This is a genomic window from Bacillus sp. FSL W8-0848 (genome assembly GCF_038007805.1).
Taxonomy (GTDB): domain Bacteria; phylum Bacillota; class Bacilli; order Bacillales; family Bacillaceae; genus Bacillus; species Bacillus glycinifermentans.
In genome coordinates this window covers 1,372,316-1,391,893 of the sequence record NZ_JBBOYB010000001.1, presented here as the reverse complement: position 1 = coordinate 1,391,893, position 19,578 = coordinate 1,372,316, and the positions used below count along the sequence as shown (strand labels likewise).

Below are 19,578 nucleotides of genomic sequence, written 5' to 3'. Positions count from 1 at the left end.
TTTCCTGCGCTACAAAACATCCGTAATGTCGCTCATATTCTCGCCGATCCAGGAAATGGCCGACTCAAGCTTGTCGAATTCCTTCGTTTCAAACGTCATTTCATCCTGGAGAAGCCACACATCCTTCTGGACGGTTTCCGTTCCTCCGATCGACCAATGAAGAAGGCTGTACGGATGATTCTGGTGAAGAAACGACACCCACGTTTTGTTTTGAGCGGTTTGTTTTAACGATTTCATCTTTTGATTCAAAAAAAACGCCACCCTATTTCACTAATATGCCCATTCTCGGAGAAAGCACCTGTGCCGGACTTTTCAGCATCAGCGTTCCCGCTTTCTCATGATAATCGATCGTCATCGCATCATCAAAGAAAACTTTTTGCGACGACTGGATATACACCGGAACGCCGTTTGTCTCCAAAAGCTCGCATTCCCCTGTCAATTCATCCGTCAGCCAAATGACGGGAACCCCGTTGACTGCGCACCCGCAGCCATCGATGTCATAGCGGAGCTGAATTTTTTTATCGGGATTAGCCGCTTTGGCTCGATGAATGGCTTGTTTCGCCTGTTCAGTTATATGAAGCTGCATGATATCATATCCTTCTTTTGTTTCATTTACGGACATTGTACCACATGATCCGCCAAACACGCATCGTTTCTATTCTTTTATCATACATATGAAGAGATTCGGAGGTGGGATCTATGTCTGAAAAAGTGCAGATCAAAGTAATGGACAACGGCGGATTTCGGGTCATCGGAGATGTGGAACTGATCGATATGGAAGGAAATCCATTCCCTAAAAAAACGCCGTTTTCTCTTTGCAGATGCGGAAAATCGCTGAAGATGCCTTACTGCGACGGAAGCCATAAAGGAGCATTCGACTCCTGTGTAAGGGCCTAAAAAGCCGGAAGGACATCATGTGTCCTCTCCGGCTTTGCCCCACCATAAAGCCAACCGCTCAGTCTCTTTTACCCATTCGTTTTTGCCTTTTATGTAGCCTTCGATCTGAAGCGGGAACCTTTTCGCGAGCTTCTTTTTCAGTTCCGCATACTCTTTCGCCCGCTCCGGATGGGCTATGAGGTAATCGCGGAAAAGCAGGTGCCTCTTAATATCCGGATGCCCGGCTTCATACAGATGGACGTGGTGCGTACGCCGGCGGCCGCCTTTTTGAAAATATCTTCTCCCCGGAAGGCCGTTTTCTCCTTTCGGCGTATAGCCCATCGTTTTCATGCCTCGCGGCGGCGCCGAGATCCTTTACTTCAAGCAGGATATCGATGACAGGCTTTGCGCTCATTCCCGGAATGGACGTGCTGCCGATATGGTGGACATGGAGGGCTTCATCCCGGAAAAGCGCTTCGAGCCGCTGTTTTTCTTCTAAAAATTCGCTCTTCCACTCCTCCCGGTATGAAACAACTTCGACCTTCCGCGGCGCCTGCAGGATCAATGTTGAGAGAACGGCGCCTTTTTCAGGTTCAAATTGGCCGATTTCAGAAAATCCCAATTTTTGATACAAGGCTTTTGCCGGTTCATTGCGTGCGCCCGTCGTTACCTCAAACACATCCGCTTCCTTATCAAGCAAAAACTGCAAAAGCGCCGTTCCAATGCCTTTTCGGACATGATCAGGGTGGACGGCCAGCCGGCAAATCGTCAGCACTTGCGGCGTCTCTCTATAAGAAGCGAGCCCCGCCAATTCGCCGCCTTCAAACCAGCCGACGAACGTTTCGCCTGAATCCATGACATCTCCGGCCGTCTCGTTCAGCTGGGGAATGCCCTTAAATTGAATGATGTCCGCTTCCCTTTCATAAGCAGGCCTTTGAATGTTTACAATGAGGCGTGCCATATGCGGATCTGTATGATCTAATAATCGAATCATCGAGATTCCTCTCCCTTTTATTCACAGCTCTTTGACAAACAGCACACGATCTTCATTTGGTCCGTCGTAATTCGAAAACACGCGGACGCCGTCTGTTGTTTTATCCCCTTTTTCGATCGAGAACCCCATTTTCCGATGATACGCGATCGATACTTTGTTGACGGGCGAGGTGATGCAGCGGACCGTCTTGCAGCCCGCCTCCTTCGCTTTTCGATAGAAGGCTTCATAAAGCTGTTTGCCGACCTGGACTTTTCTGTAATCGGGATGCACGCCGACAAAATGAATATACGATTCCGCAGGGTTGGACTGCGATAAAAAGCCGATGAGGAAACCTAGCAGCTCCCCGTCTTTCTCAGCGATAAAACTCGTATTTTGAAAATGTTCAAAAAATAGCCTCGGCAGCTTATCTTTCATCTGCCTCCCGCCCCACCAATCGTTAATGACCGGGACGATTCTTTCATAATCCGGCGCTTCGGCATGACGAATCATCATCTCCTCCAAACTCCCCTCTATCAAATCATTTGAACGCCTCGCACATTCCTACTTAAGGACTTTAATTACTTCCTTTGCCACCTCGGCAATAAGCTTGTCGTTATAATCGGCGTCCTTTTTGTCGCGGCTTGATAGTACCGCGAGCACAATCGGGTCTCCTTTCGGCGGCCAAATGACAGCAATGTCATTTCGCGTACCGTATGACCCCGCTCCTGTTTTATCCGCTACTTCCCATCCTTTCGGCACTCCCGCGCGGATTAATGCATCGCCGGTGGTGTTTCTTTTAAGCCAATCTACTAACATCTCGCGCTTCTCCTTCGGGAGAGCATCTCCGATTGTGAATGCCTGAAGGCTTTTAGCGAGCGCTTTTGGTGTGCTCGTATCATGTGTTTCTCCCGGCTTCACTTCGTTCAGATCCGGTTCTATTCGCTCCGGGTTGGTCACGTTGTCGCCAATTTCCCTGAGCGACTGTTTAAACCCGCTTGGTCCGCCGATCTGCTTCAGTATGAGATTCCCGGCGGTATTGTCGCTGTACCTGATGGAAGCATCGCAAAGCTCTTTCAGGGTCATTCCTGTATCAACATGCTTCTCTGTAATCGGATTATAATTGACAAGATCATCACGGGTATAGGTGATTCTTTGATTCAGATCGGCTATTGACTTTTTCTTCAGCAGTGCTCCTACAGCTAAAGCTTTATGAGTAGATGCATATGCAAAACGCTCATCTGCCCGGTAAGCTACCGTTTTGTTTGTACCGGTGTCCAGCGCAAAGACTCCTAATCTTGCATCATATTGATCTTCAAGCCGGGAAAATCGATCTGACTGTTGATCGCTTTGTTTAGGCTGTGCAGAGTGGGCGCTGTCATTTGAACACCCCGCAAGCGCTGCGCATGTGAAAAGCAGTGAAATTGCGATTTTTTTTAAAAACTGTGTTTTCATTTAACATGCAACCTCTTTCTAAAAAAAAGTTTTTTTCTTTAACGGCTTATCTTTCGTTTGCCATCCTCCCGCCCATCGTGAATGGCCGGTGCGATTCTCTCATCATGAGAAGCTTCTCCTACATCCCCTCCCCGGAAATAGATGGTATCTGTTTTATTATACCGTTTTTTCCTCTCCATTTGCCATTTCAGCACAGCACCGGTTTAATAGGATAAAGTTCTTAGATCTTATTCAATAGAACATCTTTTTCCTCATTTATCCAAAAATCTCCGAACTCCTTTTTTGGTCAGGTCTCGCCAGGCTCATAAGCAAAAAGGCGTTTCATATATTACTCTTTTTTCGGGTAGAAAAATAGATAGATTTACACTTCGTTTTCATATTTTCCTTTTATAGAATTGTCGTTGTGAATTTATTACATCCAGGAGGAGAAACAATGCGTCGCTATCGATTTTTGTCCATTCTATTCATTTGCATGCTGTCCGCCGTTTCCATGTTTGCCGTTCATACTTCCAAAGCTTCAGCCGAATCCCGCAACCCCGTCGTCATGGTTCACGGAATCGGCGGCGGCGCTTATAACTTCATGGGGATTAAAACGTATTTAGAGTCACAGGGCTGGTCTCGCAAGAATCTTTATGCTATCGATTTTTTAGACAAAACCGGAAACAACAGGAATAACGCGCCGAAGTTGTCGGAGTATGTAAAAAACGTATTAAACGAAACGGGAGCCGAGAAAGTGGACATTGTCGCCCACAGCATGGGCGGAGCCAACACACTTTATTATATTAAAAACTTGGGCGGCGGTGACAAAGTAGAGCATGTCGTCACATTGGGAGGGGCAAACCGTTTGGTCACAAATTCCGCTCCCAGCGGCACCAAATTTACTTCGATTTACAGCACGAGCGATTTCATCGTCTTAAACAGCCTGTCTAAATTGGATGGCGCTGAAAACATCCAAATTTCCGGTCTAAGCCATGTCGGCCTTTTATTCAGCAGCAAAGTCGATGCTTTGATCAAAGAAGGGCTTACCGATTGAGGAAGCCAAAAAAGACAAAAACCTTGGGGGATAAGCCTCTCCAAGGTTTCGCTTTATAATCAGGCTGCCGGATTGAACGTCTGCATTCGTGAAAAGGAGCCTGTCTCCCTGTTCATTTCGCTCCGGAAATAAAAAGGACTCTAAATAAACGCATATAAAATCGTTCATTCAGCGTCCGAGAGACCCGGATATATTTTATTCTACGATAATTTCAAAGACTCTTTGCTCAAGATTGTATTTGGCATCCTGAAAGGAAAACTTATAGTCATCTGCATCGGCATCAGGTGAAAGCCAAGCTCCGTATTTTCTGATGGTCTGCACAATATTTTCAATCTCAGCGGGAGTGAAATCTCCTATATCCGTGCCTTCGCTTTCAGCAGTGTGGCGTATTTTGACTGTAATCAGCATCACTAATGACCCCTTTCACTTGCTGTTTCAGCATCTTATGAACAGTATATTTTTTTCCTGTGCAAATCGTGCCGCTAACCCCTTTGTTTCACATTATTCGGGCTTTCTTTTTTGCAGACCTATTTTATTTGGAAAAGCTGTTTTGCAACATGAAAATGTGCAGTTATACCGTCCCCTATACCCTTTTCTGAAAAATTGTTGCAACGGGCGGATTATTTGTGGCGACATCCGTAACACACACAGCAAAACGCTTGATTATGCCTATTGTTTTCCTATTATGCCTTTCTTCCTGCCCCTTGGGACATAGCTGTTTCCTGTTTGCGAAAAGCTTTAACATTTTCCTGCCTCGCCGCTGACATTGTCCATGAGGTTTTGGCCGCCACCGTCTTTCTAAGCCCGCTTTTTTTAATGCTGTCCACGAGCTGCGGACGGCCTCAGCCTCGGCCGTTTCCTTGCTGACCCGCCGGCTCTTCGGAGAGCGGACGGTAAAGGCTGAATTATAAACAACCCGGCTCGAATTTCCAGCCGGGTTGTTTACGTTAATATTTCGTTACTTGTGCGACGAATTTGTTCAGATGATCCAGCGTCATCATGTTTTGGTTGCATTTTTCACTGTCATAGCAAATGTAATTGCCTCTGTCCGTATAGGCTTCTTTGCTGCTTTTCACCCGGGCCATGAACAGTCCGAGCTCTTCGATCCCGTTACATATCGAGCAGACTCCTTTTTTATTGCTGGATCTGATGGTGCCGTGTATTCCTGTCAGTTTTCCGTCGATATCGACAATCATGTATTTCCTGCCTGAGCCTGCATCATTCCATCCCAAGTAGGAATACCTCCTGAAATCAATCTCCCCAAAATCGGGAGTCTTTAACTTTTTCACTTTAGAAAACAGCTTTTTGGCCTTTTCTGCCGTTACCCGCTGAAATGGAATCACATGATGCTCTAATTCAGCTGAAAATCTCGCGGCTCCGGCGCTGTCCTTCACCTCAACTATCTTGCCAAGCAAAGCTTTTTGGTCATTGCTGAGCTCAGGAAACAGATGTAATACTTGGCCTAAAGCATTGGATTTCAAAGCATCAAGCACGTTTCCGTCCTTGATGTTCGCATGTCCTTGGACAAGACTGTCCGTTTGAAACATAATAAAATGATATTGATCATTTCTAATAAAAGGGGTCATTTCTGCCAGCTCCTTATTTATATCTATTTTGAAATAAGGTGCAAAGCCGGATGATCAGAAATGATACCTTACAATCAGGCGATTTGTTTAACGTTCCGCCTCATGCAAAGTATCGCCTTTCAAGATAACAGGCTTTGCATGAGACGCTGCAGCTGGCAAATGAATGTCATTTACCATTTTATCCACCTCCGAATACTGATTTCATTATACACGGAAATCATATTCAATCTCAATCATGTCATCCATCTTTAAAATGCGTATTTCATCCGTATGGCTTACGATGCGCAGCTCCCGTTTAAGGGCGTCAACATAGTGGATGCGGCCGGCAAGCGTTGTGACCTCCCCCTGCCGGTAATAGGCAAATCGCAAAGGTGCATTTTCCGCCATCGCTTCACAAATGATTTCATTGAATTCTTCATATTTTTGTTCATCCAAAACCGGCTTTTCCACTTTATCAAGACTATCGTAATATTCTTTAAGCAATTCAACGTGTTCCGGTAGCATCATAGACACCCATTTGATATTGCCTCTGTCTTTCAGCATACATCATTCTCCTTTCTATGCCTGATGTCCGCCGACAAGCTTTGACCGCAGACGGGCGGTTCCGGCGTTCGTATAGGAAACGGCGCGCAGAAGCGCAGCTGAGCCATACCGTTCCCTGATGCCGTCCATGACGTACCCGAGCGTCCGCTTTTTTTCCTGATCCGGACGAAAAAGATCGAGCTGGATCAGATTGTCATCCTGAATATTGGAAAGGGAAACGGAAATTTTCCGAACCGTTTTCCCTTCATAAAAGCGGTCAAACAATGCAAGGCATGTGTGATACAGGTCGAGCGTGACATTTGAAGGGCTTTCCATCGTTTTCGAACGGTAAAATCCCCCGCCAAACTCATCACGGCTGTATTCAATCCCGAGGCTGACAGTCCGGCCCGCCTGCTGATGGTCACGGGCCCTTTTGGCGACCTCTTCACACATTTCAAGGATGACGTGCTTGACTTCATCCGGATCGGGGTAGTCCCTGAGCAAAATCTGGCTTTTCCCATAGCTGATCTGCCCGTTCATGATCGGTGATCCGATCGCTGAAAGATCGATGCCCCAAGCGTGGTAGTAAAGCTGGTTTCCCATGATTCCAAATGCTTTCTCAAGCCGTTTGAGATCATACTGCGCCAGCTGGCCGACCGTAAAAATCCCCATTCGGTTCAGCCTCTTTTCCAGTCTTGAACCGATTCCCCACATTTTCCGGAGGGGGGATAAGGGCCAAAGCTTCGTTTTCACGTCGTAATAATCCCATGCGGCGATTCCGCCTTCCGTTTTCTTCGCTTCAAGGTCAAGGCAGAGCTTTGCCAGCAGCATATTCGGACCGATTCCGACGGTGCAGGGCAGGCCAAACTCCCTTTTCATGTCGTCTTGGATTTTTTCGGCAATCGTCTGCGCGTCCCCCCACATGCTTTCAACGCCGTCCACTTGAATAAAGCTTTCATCGACGCTGTACGTATGGATGGCATCATGCGGCACATAGCGGCCAAACAGCCGGGTCAGCTCTGTTGAAACACGGACAAATACCGCCATTTTTGGATTGACCAGCTGAATGCGAGGATCGTCCGGAAGCTGGAACAGCCTCGTCCCCGTTTGAACGCCGAACTCTTTTTTTAGAGCCGGGGAAGCGGCCAGAACAACGCTCCCCTGCCTTTCTGTGTTCCCGACCACCGCCAGAAAACAAGTCATCGGATCAAGCCCGAGCAAAACGGCGGCACAGCTCGCATAAAAACTCCGCATATCAACGCATAAAATCGACCGCGCCGGATATTGACTGTAATCCATATCTGCATCCTCCCGCAAAAAAGAACTAACGTTCGCATATGTATTGTATGATTACTATACTGCGAATATACGTTCGATTCCAGGCGTAAATTTATCCAAAGAAAATCCTGGCTGAAAGCAGCAAAAAACACCTTCTTTGGAAAGAAGGTGTTATGCATGCTTCCATCGCAAGTCCCCCTTGAAAATAGGGTGATGGATTGAAAAATCAACTCCGCAACTGAACATAACGTGCAGTCCTAAAAACGTCTCCGTGCACTTCCGCTGCGGGTGCAGCAAGTGTCTGAAACCCTGCGGTTATCACTATAAGCCTTTGCGGCCCCGCGAACAGCGCTTGGGCCGGAGAACTCACCAGTCCTTTCAAGATCATTTATTTTTCTTCTCTAAAAACGCCATAACGGCTTTTGTCATATCCTGCGCTTCTTGCGGTGCATCCGGAGAGCCGAACATCTTATTTAAACCGCTGTGGGACAGATTCTTGACTTGATAAACAAAATCGGATCCTTTCGCTTTGTTTAAGGCTGCTGCAAATTGATAAACAGAAGGATCTGCCCAGCGCGTGACCAAATAAGCCGGCGGCAGGTTTTGATTGTTCATGTAGGTGAGCGGTGAAGCCTCTGTCCACACCTTTTCGTCAGGGCCAAACACCTTTTTGTAAGACGGGATCGCTTCGATAAATTGCTTGAGATTCAGAGGGCCGTCTAATATAACAATCGAATTGAGCGATGCCGGTTTTAGACCAACGCTGTTTAAATATTTTGCATCTGCGGCAATTAAGCCCGCCAAGTGGCCTCCTGCCGAATGCCCCATTATATTGATTTTCGATTGATCTATTTGATACTCATCTGCATGATCCTCAACCCATTTCACCGCCTTGGCGACATCATAGGCCATATCACCATACTGAACATCAGGATGAAGCCGATAGTTTACAGACACGAAAACATAGCCTTTTTCTGTGAAAAATGCCGGCTTTGAAGCAGCGTTGCTCTTGTCTCCGCCCGTCCATCCTCCCCCATGTATATAGATGAGAACAGGATGTTTTTCTTTCTTGGCCGTCTTCGGTGTATAAATATCCAGTGTTTGCTGTTCTGCTTTTGCATAATGAATATTCTTTGCATTCTCGTTTGCAATACATGCGAATAAGCCCGCACAAAGCGTGACTAATACTGCCCATTTAATGATTCGTCTCAAATCTAAAACACCTTTCTTCTTTAGAGCCTGCGATAGGCAAAATACGGACCATGTCCAAGATAAACGCGCGGTTAGAAAACTCCTGACACTCTTCTATAAAAGATGAGAAAACATGTTTGTGCTTTCTTCATAAAAAACAAATAGACCATCCCTTAAAGCCGCAACAAGTTCGGGGAATGGTCCTGCAGACCGGAATGTTACCGTATTCCGGCTCTTTTTCATTTTTGTGGTTGTGTTAACTCATTATACTATACGGGGAAAAAGAGCACAATTTATAACAAAGCTTAAATCTTCGGCGTAAACTCCCTTGAGCACGGCGGTTTTTCTTAGTAAGATAAAAGAAAACCGCTCCTAAAAGGAGAAAACAAAATGGAAGAGAAACTGATCGAAAAAATGCTGGGACAGGCGCTGCGGCAATACGGCCGAAATGTTGCGATCGATCCCTTGAGCCCCCACGAAAAGGAAATCCTGAAGCTCGCTTTGAAGGAAAGGCGGATCGAGGAGCCGGACGAGGGGCTGCATGCCCATATCGAAGATGTCATCTATGATTATGTTACAAACCAAGGCATGTTTTCATAAACTTGACGTGGCTTCCTTTCTGGCAGGGAAGCTTTTTTCATTCCCCTTATCTCCTGAATATCCTCTATTCATTACCGTTTGTTTCATGTATGATATACAATAAAACGATTGCAAGCGTGGGGAGTTCATCATGAAACCAAAATGGAAAGAGATCCACCCGCTCAGCTGGACCATCATTGTCGGAACGATTTTCGGGCGGATGGGAACCGCGATGAGCATTCCTTTTTTAGCAATTTATTTAACGCAGGTGAAGGGCGCTTCCGCAGGTTTTGCAGGAGCCGTTATTGCGGCAAGCTCCCTCGTCGGGATTGCCGCAAGCTTTTATGGAGGATATGTATCAGACCGGTTTGGCCGGAAAACGATCATGCTTTTGTCGATTTTCGGCTGGACGCTTGTGTTCGCGGGCTTTGCACTCGCCGACAACGTCTGGACTTTCTTTTTGATGAACGCCTTAAACGGATTGTGCCGCGCTCTCTTTGAGCCGACTTCAAGAGCGCTCCTCTCAGACGTATCCAAGCCTGAGACCCGCCTCTTCGTCTTCAACCTCAGATATACGGCCATCAACCTCGGCGTGGTGTTCGGACCGCTTTTAGGACTGTATCTCGGCTCTTCAAAAACGACGATGCCGTTTTTGATTGCGGGTTTGATTTATTTCGTCTACGCGGCGGTTTTGGCTGTTCAGTTTAAAAAACACACCGTGCCGGTGATTGAGACGAATAAGCGGATCAAGATGCGGGAGGCCTTCCACGTGACAAAAACGGACCGGGTGTTTTCGTTGACGCTGATCGGCTCGGTTCTTTGTTTGTTCGGCTACTCCCATTTCACATCGACGCTTGCGCAGTACATGTCGGCAAGCCCATTTATTGAAGGCGGAACTGAGATATTCGGGATGATGCTGACGCTGAACGCCGTTGCCGTGCTTGTAACGCAGTATCCGCTCATACATATCGCAAAGCGGTTTTCCCCCATTTTGTCATTGATGACAGGGAACGCGCTGATCACAGCAAGCCTCTTCAGCCTTTCGTTTTTTCATGATCTTTTGTCAATCGTCTTCATTGTTGTATTGTTCACAATAGGAGAAGTGCTGCTGTTTTCAATGCTGGATGTACTGGTTGATCAAATCGCGCCTCCGGAACTAAAAGGGACTTACTTCGGAGCGATGGGCTTTACCCAGCTCGGAAGCGTAATCGGGCCGTGGGCGGGCGGAATGCTGCTGGATGTGTTCGGGGCAGAAAAGCCTTTTTTCACCTTTTCCATCCTGTCGGTTGTGACCCTTTTCGGAATCCCTTTCCTCGCTGCAGCTTTCCGAAACGTCAAAAACGCAAAGTACGGAAAGCCTGCCGGAAAAACATTGCATCACTAAAGGAGGCTTTAAGACCTGCCGTGTTAGCAAGGCGCCACAAGCTCGACTTTGATGCGGTCCGGATCTTCCGTATACAGCGCATAATGTCCGCTGCCGCCGGCAAACGGATGTCTGTCTTCATAGAGCAGCTGATAGCCGCGTCGGATCAGCTGCTCTGTTATTTCATCGACCTGCTCCCTTGAGGCTGCCTGAAAGGCGAGATGGTTTAATCCGACCCGGCGTCTGTGGTAGCCCGCCTTTAAAAACTCTCCTTGAGCTTGAACGAATACGATGTAAGCGCCGTTTGCTTTCCAGCTGATCCCCCCTTCCCACCGCTGATAGACCTCATATCCGAGTTCTTCTAGAAACCACCCCCAAAAATGCTTGGATCTTTCTAAATCTGATACATACAGCTCAATATGGTGAATCATCGGCTTTCCCCCGCTTTCTCTTTAGACGCTTATACCCGTCTGACTAAAACCTTTTCGACTTTGTGACCCTCCCCTTTTTTCAAAATTAAATCCGAGCGGAATTTCGTAGGCAAAATGTTTTCATACAGGTTCGGGCGGTTAACGGTCTCCCAAATCGATTTCGCCATGTAATCGGCTTCTGTATCGGAAAGGTCTTTATATTTATAAAAATACGACGTCGGGTCTTGAAACGCCGTCTCCCTGAGCATGCGGAAACGCTCAAGATACCATTTGATAATAAGCTCTTCCTCGGCATCGACATAAATCGAAAAATCAAAAAAATCGGATACGAATACGCGCGGTTTTGTCCTGTCGTCTTCAATCGTCGGCGTTTGCAGCACGTTCACCCCTTCAATGATGACAACATCGGCCTGCTCGACCGTTTCAAAAACGCCTTCCATCCTGTCGTACGTTAAATGGGAATAGACCGGTGCTTTGACGGTTTCCTTTCCCGATTTTAAATCGTTTAAAAACTCGAGCAGCGCCTTGACATCATAGCTTTCGGGAAAGCCTTTCCTTGACATGATGTTCTTTTCGATCAGAACCGCATTCGGATACAGAAAACCGTCTGTTGTGATCAAGCTGACTTTCAGCCGTTCCTGTAAACGGGACAGCACGGTCTGAATAATCCGTGCCGTCGTGCTTTTTCCGACGGCCACGCTTCCGGCAATCCCGATGATAAACGGAATTTTAGCTGCGTGGGGATGATTCAAAAACCCGTTCACCCGGATATTCCGCTCATATTGGGAATTCCGGTGCAAGTAGAGCAGCCGTGCCAGCGGAACGTAAATCATTTCGACTTCTTCCAAAGACAGATAGTCGTTCAAACCTTCAAGTTCTTTCGCTTCCTCCTCCGTCATCTCGACTGTCATATGTCCGCCCAGATTCGCCCAGGCGCCGCGGGTATGACTCGTATATAGCGTTTGTAAATTCAAATCTTGATTCGCCACATTTCTCACCTGTCCCTCATATTCATACGCTGTTTAATTGAACATCTTATGACATCTGTTCTAGGCTGCCTTACTATTATATAGAATTTTCCGAATTTTTACGAGGGATCAAGTTTTTTTCAACCCGAAAAAAAAGCCGCCTTAAGCTGAGACGGCTGCCAATGAATTCTATTTCGATCATACAACATATTTGCTTTGCCTGTGTGCCGCATAATAGGCGACAACCGAAAACACGCCGAAAAACACGAGCAGAATCAACATGATCGGAATGATTTCCACTATCTCGGGCGTAAACAGTTTAAAACTGCCGTTGAAATCGAACACCGCATGCCCCAGATTGGCAAGCAGGTTTTTCAAATCGAATTTGCCCAGAACGGGAACGAGCAGGGTGTAAATGATATAAAGCAAAGCCGGCGTGATAAAGCTTCTGAACAATATCCCCAAATAAAATCCGATCGTTGCAAAAATAAAGCTCACTGCCAAAACGACGAACCATTGACTCAACATACTGCTCTTAGAAGGAACCGAAACCGCGAACTGATCGACCGGTATCGTTCTTGCCGCCAATGCATAAAAGAAGAGACCTGCCAAATAAGCCAAACATAAAACGGCCGCTGTTGTGACAAGCATAACGATGTAGACCGAACATTGTTTGGCGAGAAGAACCATCTTCCAGTCATATCTTGCCGCCTTCACCTTCACCGTCCGGAATCTGTTGTCATACGTCGAAATATAAATGGCGTAAAGGGTGAACGCCAAAGGCAAGGCAATAAAGCCCATCCACTCCATAGCCGCAACGACCGATTGTTTCGGCTGTATAAGATGAAGGGACAGGATGAGCTGCTCATAATCGTACCTTAAAATATTTTCGACGATCTCCCCGTCCCCATCTCCGCTCTTTAATGTCCCTTCCGTTACGTTAACTGGTGAATCCAACGCTTTTTTCACATCAATTCCGAGTTCCCGATATTCCGATTCCGTCTTCAAAAACTGCCGGTAGCTGCTTTCGGCAGTTTTATATTGAACATATATCATCCCTGAAGAAACGATGAGCAGCGGAATGACTAATATAAAAAATACTTTTGCATGATACTGGTAAGCAAGCTCCTTCTGTAAAATGCTATAAATATTCTTTATAAACATCGCCCAATCCCGCTCCATTCGTCTTAAAGTATTCCACATGCAAAGCCGAACCGTTTTTCAGCACAAATAACCGGTCGACGATTGAAGAATAAAATTCAAATTGGTGGCCCGCAGCCACAATAGTCATCTCGTTTGACCAGCTTTTGACGATCTCCTGAAGCTCCATCATCGAGCGGTAATCGAGCCCGTTGGATATTTCATCCAATAACAAGTACTCTGGTTTGTTTAAGGCGGCGATGATGAAGCTGAGCTTTTTCCTTTGCCCGTAGGAGTACGTCTTCACCTTCTTTTTCAGCATTGCATGGCCGAGAAACTTCGTTGCCGCCTGTTCCAGCTCTTCTTTTCCGACACGTTTGTTCAGCAGGATGCTGATATTTTGATATCCCGTCAGATTAAGATAAAACGGAGAGTCGTCATAAACGACGTGCACTTTATGGCGGATGGCGTCAAGAGGTTTATCATCATACAGGATTTCGCCTTTGAAAGGCTCGAGGCCGAGGAGGCATTTCAGCAAAGTCGTTTTTCCGGCGCCGTTTTCCCCCATCAGGAAGTTGACTTTATGTTTTTCGATATTCATATTGAGCCGGTCGAAAACCGTCTTGCTGCCATAAGCTTTCGTTAAATTTTTAATTTTGATCAATGTCAATAATCCTTTCTCTATACAGGATGTGATGTCAGCATTTTCAATTATACTACGCTGCCAAAATTTCCAAAATAGTCTTTTGGCAGCGTAGTATTCATTCGTCTATTTAATCGTTACCGTACTTTCCTTTTTTATTGACCCATCTTCTGTCCGTATAGGTGTTGCTTGTCAGCACGACGTCCCCCCATGGCGTGACGGTTCCGATGCTGTGCGTTTTTTTGGCTCTCCATTTATGAAGGCCTGAAGACTTATAATACCTTGTAATCCCTTTCGCTTTCACGATGTTCGGAAACACGTAGCCGACATCCTGCGAGCCGTTGCTGCTCGAAATTTTTTTGCCGTTGTAATACCATTCGATATAATCTTTGGACCAGGCCAGAAAACTGCCCCTTTTAATCGTCAGCCTTTTCCCCGCATAAGCGGAAAAGCCGCTCTGGATGTTCACTTGCTCGGGAAGCGACTGCACATATTCCGTTTTTGCTTCAAGCAGCGCTTTCTGTTCTTCTGTCAGCTGAGTGCTTTCTGATGCAGCGGCAAATGAAGACGGAATCAATAGCGCTGCTGACAAAGACAACCCTAAAATCGCTTTTTTCATTCGATATCCCTCCGTATTCTAATATTTTATGTACCTCTAAGCTGACATCCAAAAAACTATCCCGAACACAGCAACGGTCCCGAGGTCGCACATTCTTAGTTTAATTGATAAAAAACTAGATTCGCTGCAAATCAGACCATTTTATCATTGACTAATGGAAATTATCACCTCCAACCACAATTAATAATATAACATATTTTCCCTTTACTATCAAAATAGTTTATTCCTTTTTTTTACATCACTCCCTCAAAAATTATTATTTTTACATGAATTTATTCTTAAGCAAAAAGAGAAAGAGGCTTAAAAGCCTCTTTCTCTTTTTGTGTATTCTTTCTTGTACCGGAACTTCCATTCCCCCTTTAAAACATTGCCGCCTCTCTTCAAAACAAATTCGCCACGCGCACCATTGAAAAATGAAGGACATGCATATTTGGCAGGATGTTTTCGCGATTTTTCTTTTATTCGCAAACCGGCTGATATGTAGATCTCCCTGGATACACTAAGGCGGAGGATTCGCAAGATGAATCCCCCGCCCTGAAAAAAGGAAAAGCCATTATTGTTAAAAGTTTTTCGATTTATCGCCTGATTTGCCTTTTGAAGGAAAGATGCGCTGCTCCCACTTTTCGTACAAGGCGAGCAACCGGTTGATGAACGACAGTTTTGGCACTGTAAAGAATACAAACAGAGCCGAGAAAATTCCCAAGATCGCTCCGACCGCAACATCAAATGGATAGTGAACGCCTGACCAAATGCGGGAAATGCCTACGGCGAAGGCGAGAACAAGCCACAGCCATCCTGTTTTTTTGTGAAACAGGAAGAATAAAAATCCGATTGAAAAAAATAAAATCGTATGGTCGCTCGGAAACGAATTATCAATTTCATGCTCGATCAGCTTATTGACATGGGGAAGTTCTGCAAAAGGCTGATAGTTGGAATAAAGCGAGCCTGCGATTTTTCCGAGAACTTCAGCAAACGCGAAGGAGATCACTGCATAAATGACCATCAATCTGTTTTTTGTTGTTCTGGTAAACCAATATACTAACAAACCCAGCGCTAGAAAATACATCATATATTCGGCCAGAAAATAAACGGCCGGATTGAACATCGAATACTCTTTCCCCAAATTATTAATGGCGCGAAAAGCGTCAATATTTAACTCCGAAAAAAACATCCTAACATCTCCTTTTTCATACTTTTATTGAAAAATATTACATCAAAACCCTGAAAAAGGCTATTCTCTCCTTTTAAAGCAGCGCAGGTAACATTCGGTCAATATGTAGATCCGGGTGTGAGGGAAATTTGCAGCTTACCTGCAAATTCCTCAACAAGGGATCAATGAATATCGATTTTTTTAAAATAAGCAATTGTTGCGACTAATCCAAGAACCGTTGCAGCGGCAACGCTCATAAAAGAATATTCCGGCGGATATTCGGGGAAGAACGTATCTGAAGCTATCACCCATACCGCAGACCAGGGGAATAGAGCGCTGTATTCCGTGCCATAAACCATTATGCTCACCATTGTAATAATGATTGTAAAGATAATCGTCGGGACGTAATTCTTAAACAGAAGCGTGACAAAAATAATTGGAGTGACCAAGAAAAAGAGAAGCATCCCGCCTATGAAAAATTGTTTAAACCCTTCCATCAAAACACCTGAACTCAAGGCTTCAAATTGTCCGATCAGGCCGAATAAAAAGGTGAGCACCCAAGCGATTAACGTCAGCATCATGATCCAGATCAGGAGCAAAAGCAATTTGCTGATAATCAGACTGATTCTTGAAACGGGAATGGTCAACAAATTTTTCAGCGTGCTTTCGGCATACTCCCTGTTGAATAAATACGACGTAATCACCCCATATAAGGGAACGCCGATCAACAATATAATATACAGATTCGTATCGGAAAAAGTATCGCTGAACCGGATCGGCACGTCAGGGTATTTCGCTTTCTTGGCTAAAGATGATATAAAACAGATAAAAGGGGCGGCTGCAGCTCCCAAGATGCTGACTAAAAACATCTGCGAACGTTTAAGCTTCAACAGTTCCGTATATAACAAATTAACCAATCGTCCCGCCCCCTATCAATTTCACGAAATAGTCCTCGAGACTGTCTTCGCTCATCGTAATCTTTAATACGTCAATGCCGTTTTCAACAAACATTTTGTTAAGCCTCCCCTGTTGCCCCAGGTGGGAATATACGCGGATAATTCCGTCCTGGCCGGCTTCATAATCGTGAATGTCAAAATGCTGTTCCATCAGAACGGCCGCTTTGTTTTGATCGGATAATTGGAACTCGAGATATTTACGGTTTCTTTCCCTAAGATGGTCAAACGGAAGTTCTTCAAGCAGCCTTCCTTCATGAATGATCCCGACATGATCGACGAGCTGTTCGATTTCAGACAAAATGTGGCTTGATATAAAGATCGTGATATTTCGTTCTCTGGCCAGAGAACGGATGAGTCTTCTCATTTCCTTGATGCCGATAGGGTCCAGGCCGTTTGTCGGTTCATCCAAAATCAACAGCTCCGGATAATGAAGCAGAGCTCTCGCAATCCCCAATCTTTGTTTCATTCCCAGGGAATACTTGCCGACAAGCTTTTTCGTTTCATTTTGAAGGCCCACGATTTCGAGCACTTCATCGATCGCATTTTTTTTGTGAATGCCTATGATTTTCGTGTTAATCAAAAGGTTTTCTCTCGCGGTCAGATTTGCATAAAAACCGGGGACCTCTACAATGGAACCGATCCTCCTTAAAATTTCCTTTTTATTTTTGAAGAAGTGTTCTCCAAAAATCTCAATCTGGCCATGGGTCGGTTTGATCAATCCGAGCAGCATTCTGATCGTCGTCGTCTTGCCGGCTCCGTTTCGTCCTAAGAAACCGTATATATCTCCTTGCTTTACGTGAATGTTAAGGTGATCTACAGATTTCTGCGTCCCGTACATTTTTGTGAGATTCGTCGTTTTTATGATTGTGCTCAATTAGGTTCACTCGCTTTCACTAACCTTATAGCTACATCTTAAACAGAAGGATTTAATTCCTTCTTAATCATTTCTTAATTATTTCTTAAATAAATGAAGATGGTTTTGTTTAGGAAGCGAAAAACCAAAAGTCGTCTTTTCCCAAGGGGTGCTTTCCGCCCAAATGGTTCCGCGGTTTTTTTCAACAAGGGATTTCGCAATGGCAAGTCCCAAGCCGCTGCCTTCACCCAGCTTTCTCGACCGATCTCTTCGATACATTCTTTCGAACACGTTTTCAATATCATGTTCCGGAATGCCCGGTCCCTTGTCCCAGACGAGAAGCTGATATTCACGATCAGTTTCCCTCAGCTCGATTCCCAATATCTTTCCTGCTTTTCCGTAATGAACTCCGTTTTTCACCAGGTTCTCGATGACGCGGATCAGACTCAGCCGGTCCGCCATGATGAAACATTTTTTTTCAGGTATGTGAACATTTAATTCAATATCATGCTTTTTGAGTTCAGGCAAAAAGTTAATCAGCGTCTCACGGACAAGTTCAGCCAGATCAAAAGACTCTATATTCAGCGGAATTTCATTCGCATCAAGCTTTGCCATGTTAAAGATTTCATCGATCAATCGCTTCAAGCTGCTGGATTTTTTAGAAAGAATGTTGAGGTATTCCTGTTTTTCTTTTTCTGAGGATGCGACTCCGTCTTTTAAAGCATCAATATAGCCGATGATAGATGTAAGCGGCGTCCTGATATCATGGGATATATTGGACAATAGCCTCTTTCTCGCCATTTCCGATTGTGCGGCGTCGATTTGGACCTTTTCCAGCTGTTCAATCAATTCATTAATCGAAAAAATGATTTCATTGAATAAAGGGTCGTCATTCGCAAGCAATCTTCTTCTTAAATTCCCGCTTGCCATGCGTTTCAGCTCGATATCCATCAGCTCCAGATGCTTGTTAAAGCGAAGCCTTGAAAGAAAGAGAACAGCCGTTGTTCCAAGCAGCAAAACGTACAGCATGATACTGAATACGCCTAAAGAACCGGTATTCATATTGATGAATAAAAGCCCGGCAATCGCTGCAAATTGGAGGATAAACAGCGGCAGCTTATGATCATTCAGCATCTTTCTCACCTGCAAACTTATAGCCGATTCCCCACACAGTCTGAATAAATTGCGGATTCGACGGATCGGCCTCTATTTTTTTTCTGAGCTTCCTGATGTGAACCATCACGGTATTATCGTCTTCTATGTATTGATCGCCCCATACGTTCCGAAACAGCTGCGTCTTCGTAAATACCTGGCCGGGATTGGAGGCGAAAAACTTCAGCAGTTCGAATTCCTTCGCCGTCAAAACGATTTCGCGTCCCCCTGCCGTGACGGAATATGTTTTCAGATCGATGGTTAATCCTTTGAATGCCATGAGCGACTTTTCATCAGTGCGGGACTCGCTGCTGCCCAGTATTAAAAACCGCCTCAGCAGGGCTTTGATTCGCGCAAGCACTTCGTTTATGCTGAAAGGCTTTGTAATATAATCATCAGCTCCCATCGACAATCCTAAAATCTTATCGCCTTCAAGATCCTTTGCCGTCAGCATCAGTATCGGAACATTCGTATGACTCCTTATTCTTCGGCAGACCTCCATGCCGTCGATTTTCGGCATCATCAAATCCAATACGATCAGGTGATAATGGTTTTGTTCAAATAATCGAAGAGCTTCCTCTCCATCAGCTGCCGCATCTACCTCATACCACTCTCTTTCTAAATATGTTTTCAATAAATCTCTGATTTCTTTTTCATCATCGGCTATGAGCACTCGAATGGGTTCCATCGCTTCACCTGCTTTATGTTTTTATTCTTTTAATCCATCTATATGTATATCCCCTTTTTATAGATGTAATCCCAGTGCTGCTTGTTTTTTGCAATGCTTCCTCTCTTTTCTTTGCTTTTCATTAT

The 19,578-nt window shown here is 45.3% G+C and carries 23 protein-coding genes and 1 pseudogene; 4 read left to right on the top strand and 20 right to left on the bottom strand.

Annotation, left to right across the window (positions count from 1 at the left end; genetic code table 11):
* Positions 1-9: 9 nt before the first annotated feature.
* Both NSQ39_RS07220 and NSQ39_RS07215 read right to left on the bottom strand, forming a co-directional pair.
* The gene (locus NSQ39_RS07220) at positions 10-249 is read right to left on the bottom strand and encodes a DUF2552 family protein (protein ID WP_046129782.1); all 240 of its coding nucleotides are present in this window, start codon (positions 247-249) and stop codon (positions 10-12) included.
* A gap of 13 nt (positions 250-262) precedes the next feature.
* Positions 263-586: an iron-sulfur cluster biosynthesis family protein gene (locus NSQ39_RS07215; RefSeq protein ID WP_046129913.1), complete on the bottom strand. Its 324-nt coding sequence runs from the start codon at positions 584-586 to the stop codon at positions 263-265.
* 113 nt (positions 587-699) lie between these two features.
* Here NSQ39_RS07215 and NSQ39_RS07210 point away from each other — a divergent pair, with 113 nt between their 5' ends.
* Positions 700-897 (top strand): CDGSH iron-sulfur domain-containing protein, encoded by a 198-nt coding sequence (locus NSQ39_RS07210; protein ID WP_046129781.1) that lies wholly within the window; start codon positions 700-702, stop codon positions 895-897.
* A gap of 15 nt (positions 898-912) precedes the next feature.
* Here the strand turns inward: NSQ39_RS07210 and NSQ39_RS07205 are convergent.
* The 3 genes and pseudogenes from NSQ39_RS07205 to bla all read right to left on the bottom strand — a co-directional run bounded on the left by NSQ39_RS07205 (position 913) and on the right by bla (position 3,301).
* Positions 913-1,870: pseudogene (locus NSQ39_RS07205) on the bottom strand (GNAT family N-acetyltransferase).
* Between the two features lie 21 nt (positions 1,871-1,891).
* Entirely contained in the window at positions 1,892-2,362 is a 471-nt protein-coding gene (locus NSQ39_RS07200; RefSeq protein WP_046129780.1) for a GNAT family N-acetyltransferase, read from the bottom strand.
* A gap of 48 nt (positions 2,363-2,410) precedes the next feature.
* Positions 2,411-3,301: a class A beta-lactamase gene (gene bla / locus NSQ39_RS07195; RefSeq protein WP_341014429.1), complete on the bottom strand. Its 891-nt coding sequence runs from the start codon at positions 3,299-3,301 to the stop codon at positions 2,411-2,413.
* A gap of 433 nt (positions 3,302-3,734) precedes the next feature.
* Here bla and NSQ39_RS07190 point away from each other — a divergent pair, with 433 nt between their 5' ends.
* The gene (locus NSQ39_RS07190; RefSeq protein ID WP_341014428.1) at positions 3,735-4,334 is read left to right on the top strand and encodes an esterase/lipase family protein; all 600 of its coding nucleotides are present in this window, start codon (positions 3,735-3,737) and stop codon (positions 4,332-4,334) included.
* A gap of 195 nt (positions 4,335-4,529) precedes the next feature.
* On the opposite strand, the gene NSQ39_RS07185 is transcribed toward NSQ39_RS07190, so the two are convergent.
* From NSQ39_RS07185 to NSQ39_RS07165, 5 genes are all read right to left on the bottom strand, one after another.
* Entirely contained in the window at positions 4,530-4,742 is a 213-nt protein-coding gene (locus NSQ39_RS07185; protein ID WP_046129778.1) for a hypothetical protein, read from the bottom strand.
* 539 nt (positions 4,743-5,281) lie between these two features.
* The gene (locus NSQ39_RS07180; RefSeq protein WP_175077050.1) at positions 5,282-5,920 is read right to left on the bottom strand and encodes a FusB/FusC family EF-G-binding protein; all 639 of its coding nucleotides are present in this window, start codon (positions 5,918-5,920) and stop codon (positions 5,282-5,284) included.
* A 204-nt stretch (positions 5,921-6,124) separates the two neighbouring features.
* Complete coding sequence (locus tag NSQ39_RS07175; protein WP_175077049.1) at positions 6,125-6,463, bottom strand: YolD-like family protein; 339 nt, start codon at positions 6,461-6,463, stop codon at positions 6,125-6,127.
* A gap of 15 nt (positions 6,464-6,478) precedes the next feature.
* The gene (locus NSQ39_RS07170) at positions 6,479-7,741 is read right to left on the bottom strand and encodes a Y-family DNA polymerase (RefSeq protein WP_175077048.1); all 1,263 of its coding nucleotides are present in this window, start codon (positions 7,739-7,741) and stop codon (positions 6,479-6,481) included.
* 363 nt (positions 7,742-8,104) lie between these two features.
* Positions 8,105-8,932, bottom strand: coding sequence for an alpha/beta hydrolase (locus NSQ39_RS07165; RefSeq protein ID WP_046132407.1), 828 nt, complete (start codon positions 8,930-8,932; stop codon positions 8,105-8,107).
* 369 nt (positions 8,933-9,301) lie between these two features.
* Here NSQ39_RS07165 and NSQ39_RS07160 point away from each other — a divergent pair, with 369 nt between their 5' ends.
* Together NSQ39_RS07160 and NSQ39_RS07155 are read left to right on the top strand one after the other, a co-directional pair.
* Complete coding sequence (locus NSQ39_RS07160) at positions 9,302-9,511, top strand: YqzH family protein (RefSeq protein WP_046132408.1); 210 nt, start codon at positions 9,302-9,304, stop codon at positions 9,509-9,511.
* Between the two features lie 130 nt (positions 9,512-9,641).
* On the top strand, positions 9,642-10,874 hold the full coding sequence (locus tag NSQ39_RS07155) for an MDR family MFS transporter (protein WP_175077047.1): 1,233 nt from the start codon (positions 9,642-9,644) through the stop codon (positions 10,872-10,874).
* A gap of 23 nt (positions 10,875-10,897) precedes the next feature.
* Here NSQ39_RS07155 and NSQ39_RS07150 read toward each other — a convergent pair whose 3' ends face one another.
* The 10 genes from NSQ39_RS07150 to NSQ39_RS07105 all read right to left on the bottom strand — a co-directional run bounded on the left by NSQ39_RS07150 (position 10,898) and on the right by NSQ39_RS07105 (position 19,453).
* The gene (locus tag NSQ39_RS07150; RefSeq protein WP_175077046.1) at positions 10,898-11,284 is read right to left on the bottom strand and encodes a VOC family protein; all 387 of its coding nucleotides are present in this window, start codon (positions 11,282-11,284) and stop codon (positions 10,898-10,900) included.
* 29 nt (positions 11,285-11,313) lie between these two features.
* Complete coding sequence (coaA, locus tag NSQ39_RS07145; RefSeq protein WP_216899503.1) at positions 11,314-12,273, bottom strand: type I pantothenate kinase; 960 nt, start codon at positions 12,271-12,273, stop codon at positions 11,314-11,316.
* Positions 12,274-12,450: 177 nt separating this feature from the next.
* A complete protein-coding gene (locus NSQ39_RS07140; protein ID WP_175077044.1) occupies positions 12,451-13,416 on the bottom strand; it encodes an ABC transporter permease in 966 nt (321 codons plus the stop codon).
* Entirely contained in the window at positions 13,394-14,056 is a 663-nt protein-coding gene (locus NSQ39_RS07135) for an ATP-binding cassette domain-containing protein (protein WP_175077043.1), read from the bottom strand. Before NSQ39_RS07135 ends, NSQ39_RS07140 begins: the two co-directional genes overlap by 23 nt.
* Before the next feature lie 109 nt (positions 14,057-14,165).
* Positions 14,166-14,654 carry a hypothetical protein gene (locus tag NSQ39_RS07130; RefSeq protein WP_046132413.1) on the bottom strand — a complete coding sequence of 163 codons (489 nt, stop codon included), beginning with the start codon at positions 14,652-14,654 and terminating at the stop codon, positions 14,166-14,168.
* Between the two features lie 559 nt (positions 14,655-15,213).
* Positions 15,214-15,825, bottom strand: coding sequence for an undecaprenyl-diphosphatase (locus NSQ39_RS07125; RefSeq protein ID WP_175077042.1), 612 nt, complete (start codon positions 15,823-15,825; stop codon positions 15,214-15,216).
* Between the two features lie 161 nt (positions 15,826-15,986).
* Positions 15,987-16,721 carry an ABC transporter permease gene (locus tag NSQ39_RS07120; RefSeq protein WP_046132415.1) on the bottom strand — a complete coding sequence of 245 codons (735 nt, stop codon included), beginning with the start codon at positions 16,719-16,721 and terminating at the stop codon, positions 15,987-15,989.
* Entirely contained in the window at positions 16,714-17,634 is a 921-nt protein-coding gene (bcrA, locus tag NSQ39_RS07115) for a bacitracin resistance ABC transporter ATP-binding subunit BcrA (RefSeq protein ID WP_175077041.1), read from the bottom strand. Before bcrA ends, NSQ39_RS07120 begins: the two co-directional genes overlap by 8 nt.
* A 78-nt stretch (positions 17,635-17,712) precedes the next feature.
* Positions 17,713-18,747, bottom strand: coding sequence for a sensor histidine kinase (locus NSQ39_RS07110; protein WP_341014427.1), 1,035 nt, complete (start codon positions 18,745-18,747; stop codon positions 17,713-17,715).
* Positions 18,737-19,453 (bottom strand): response regulator transcription factor, encoded by a 717-nt coding sequence (locus NSQ39_RS07105; protein WP_341014426.1) that lies wholly within the window; start codon positions 19,451-19,453, stop codon positions 18,737-18,739. Before NSQ39_RS07105 ends, NSQ39_RS07110 begins: the two co-directional genes overlap by 11 nt.
* Positions 19,454-19,578 lie beyond the last annotated feature (125 nt).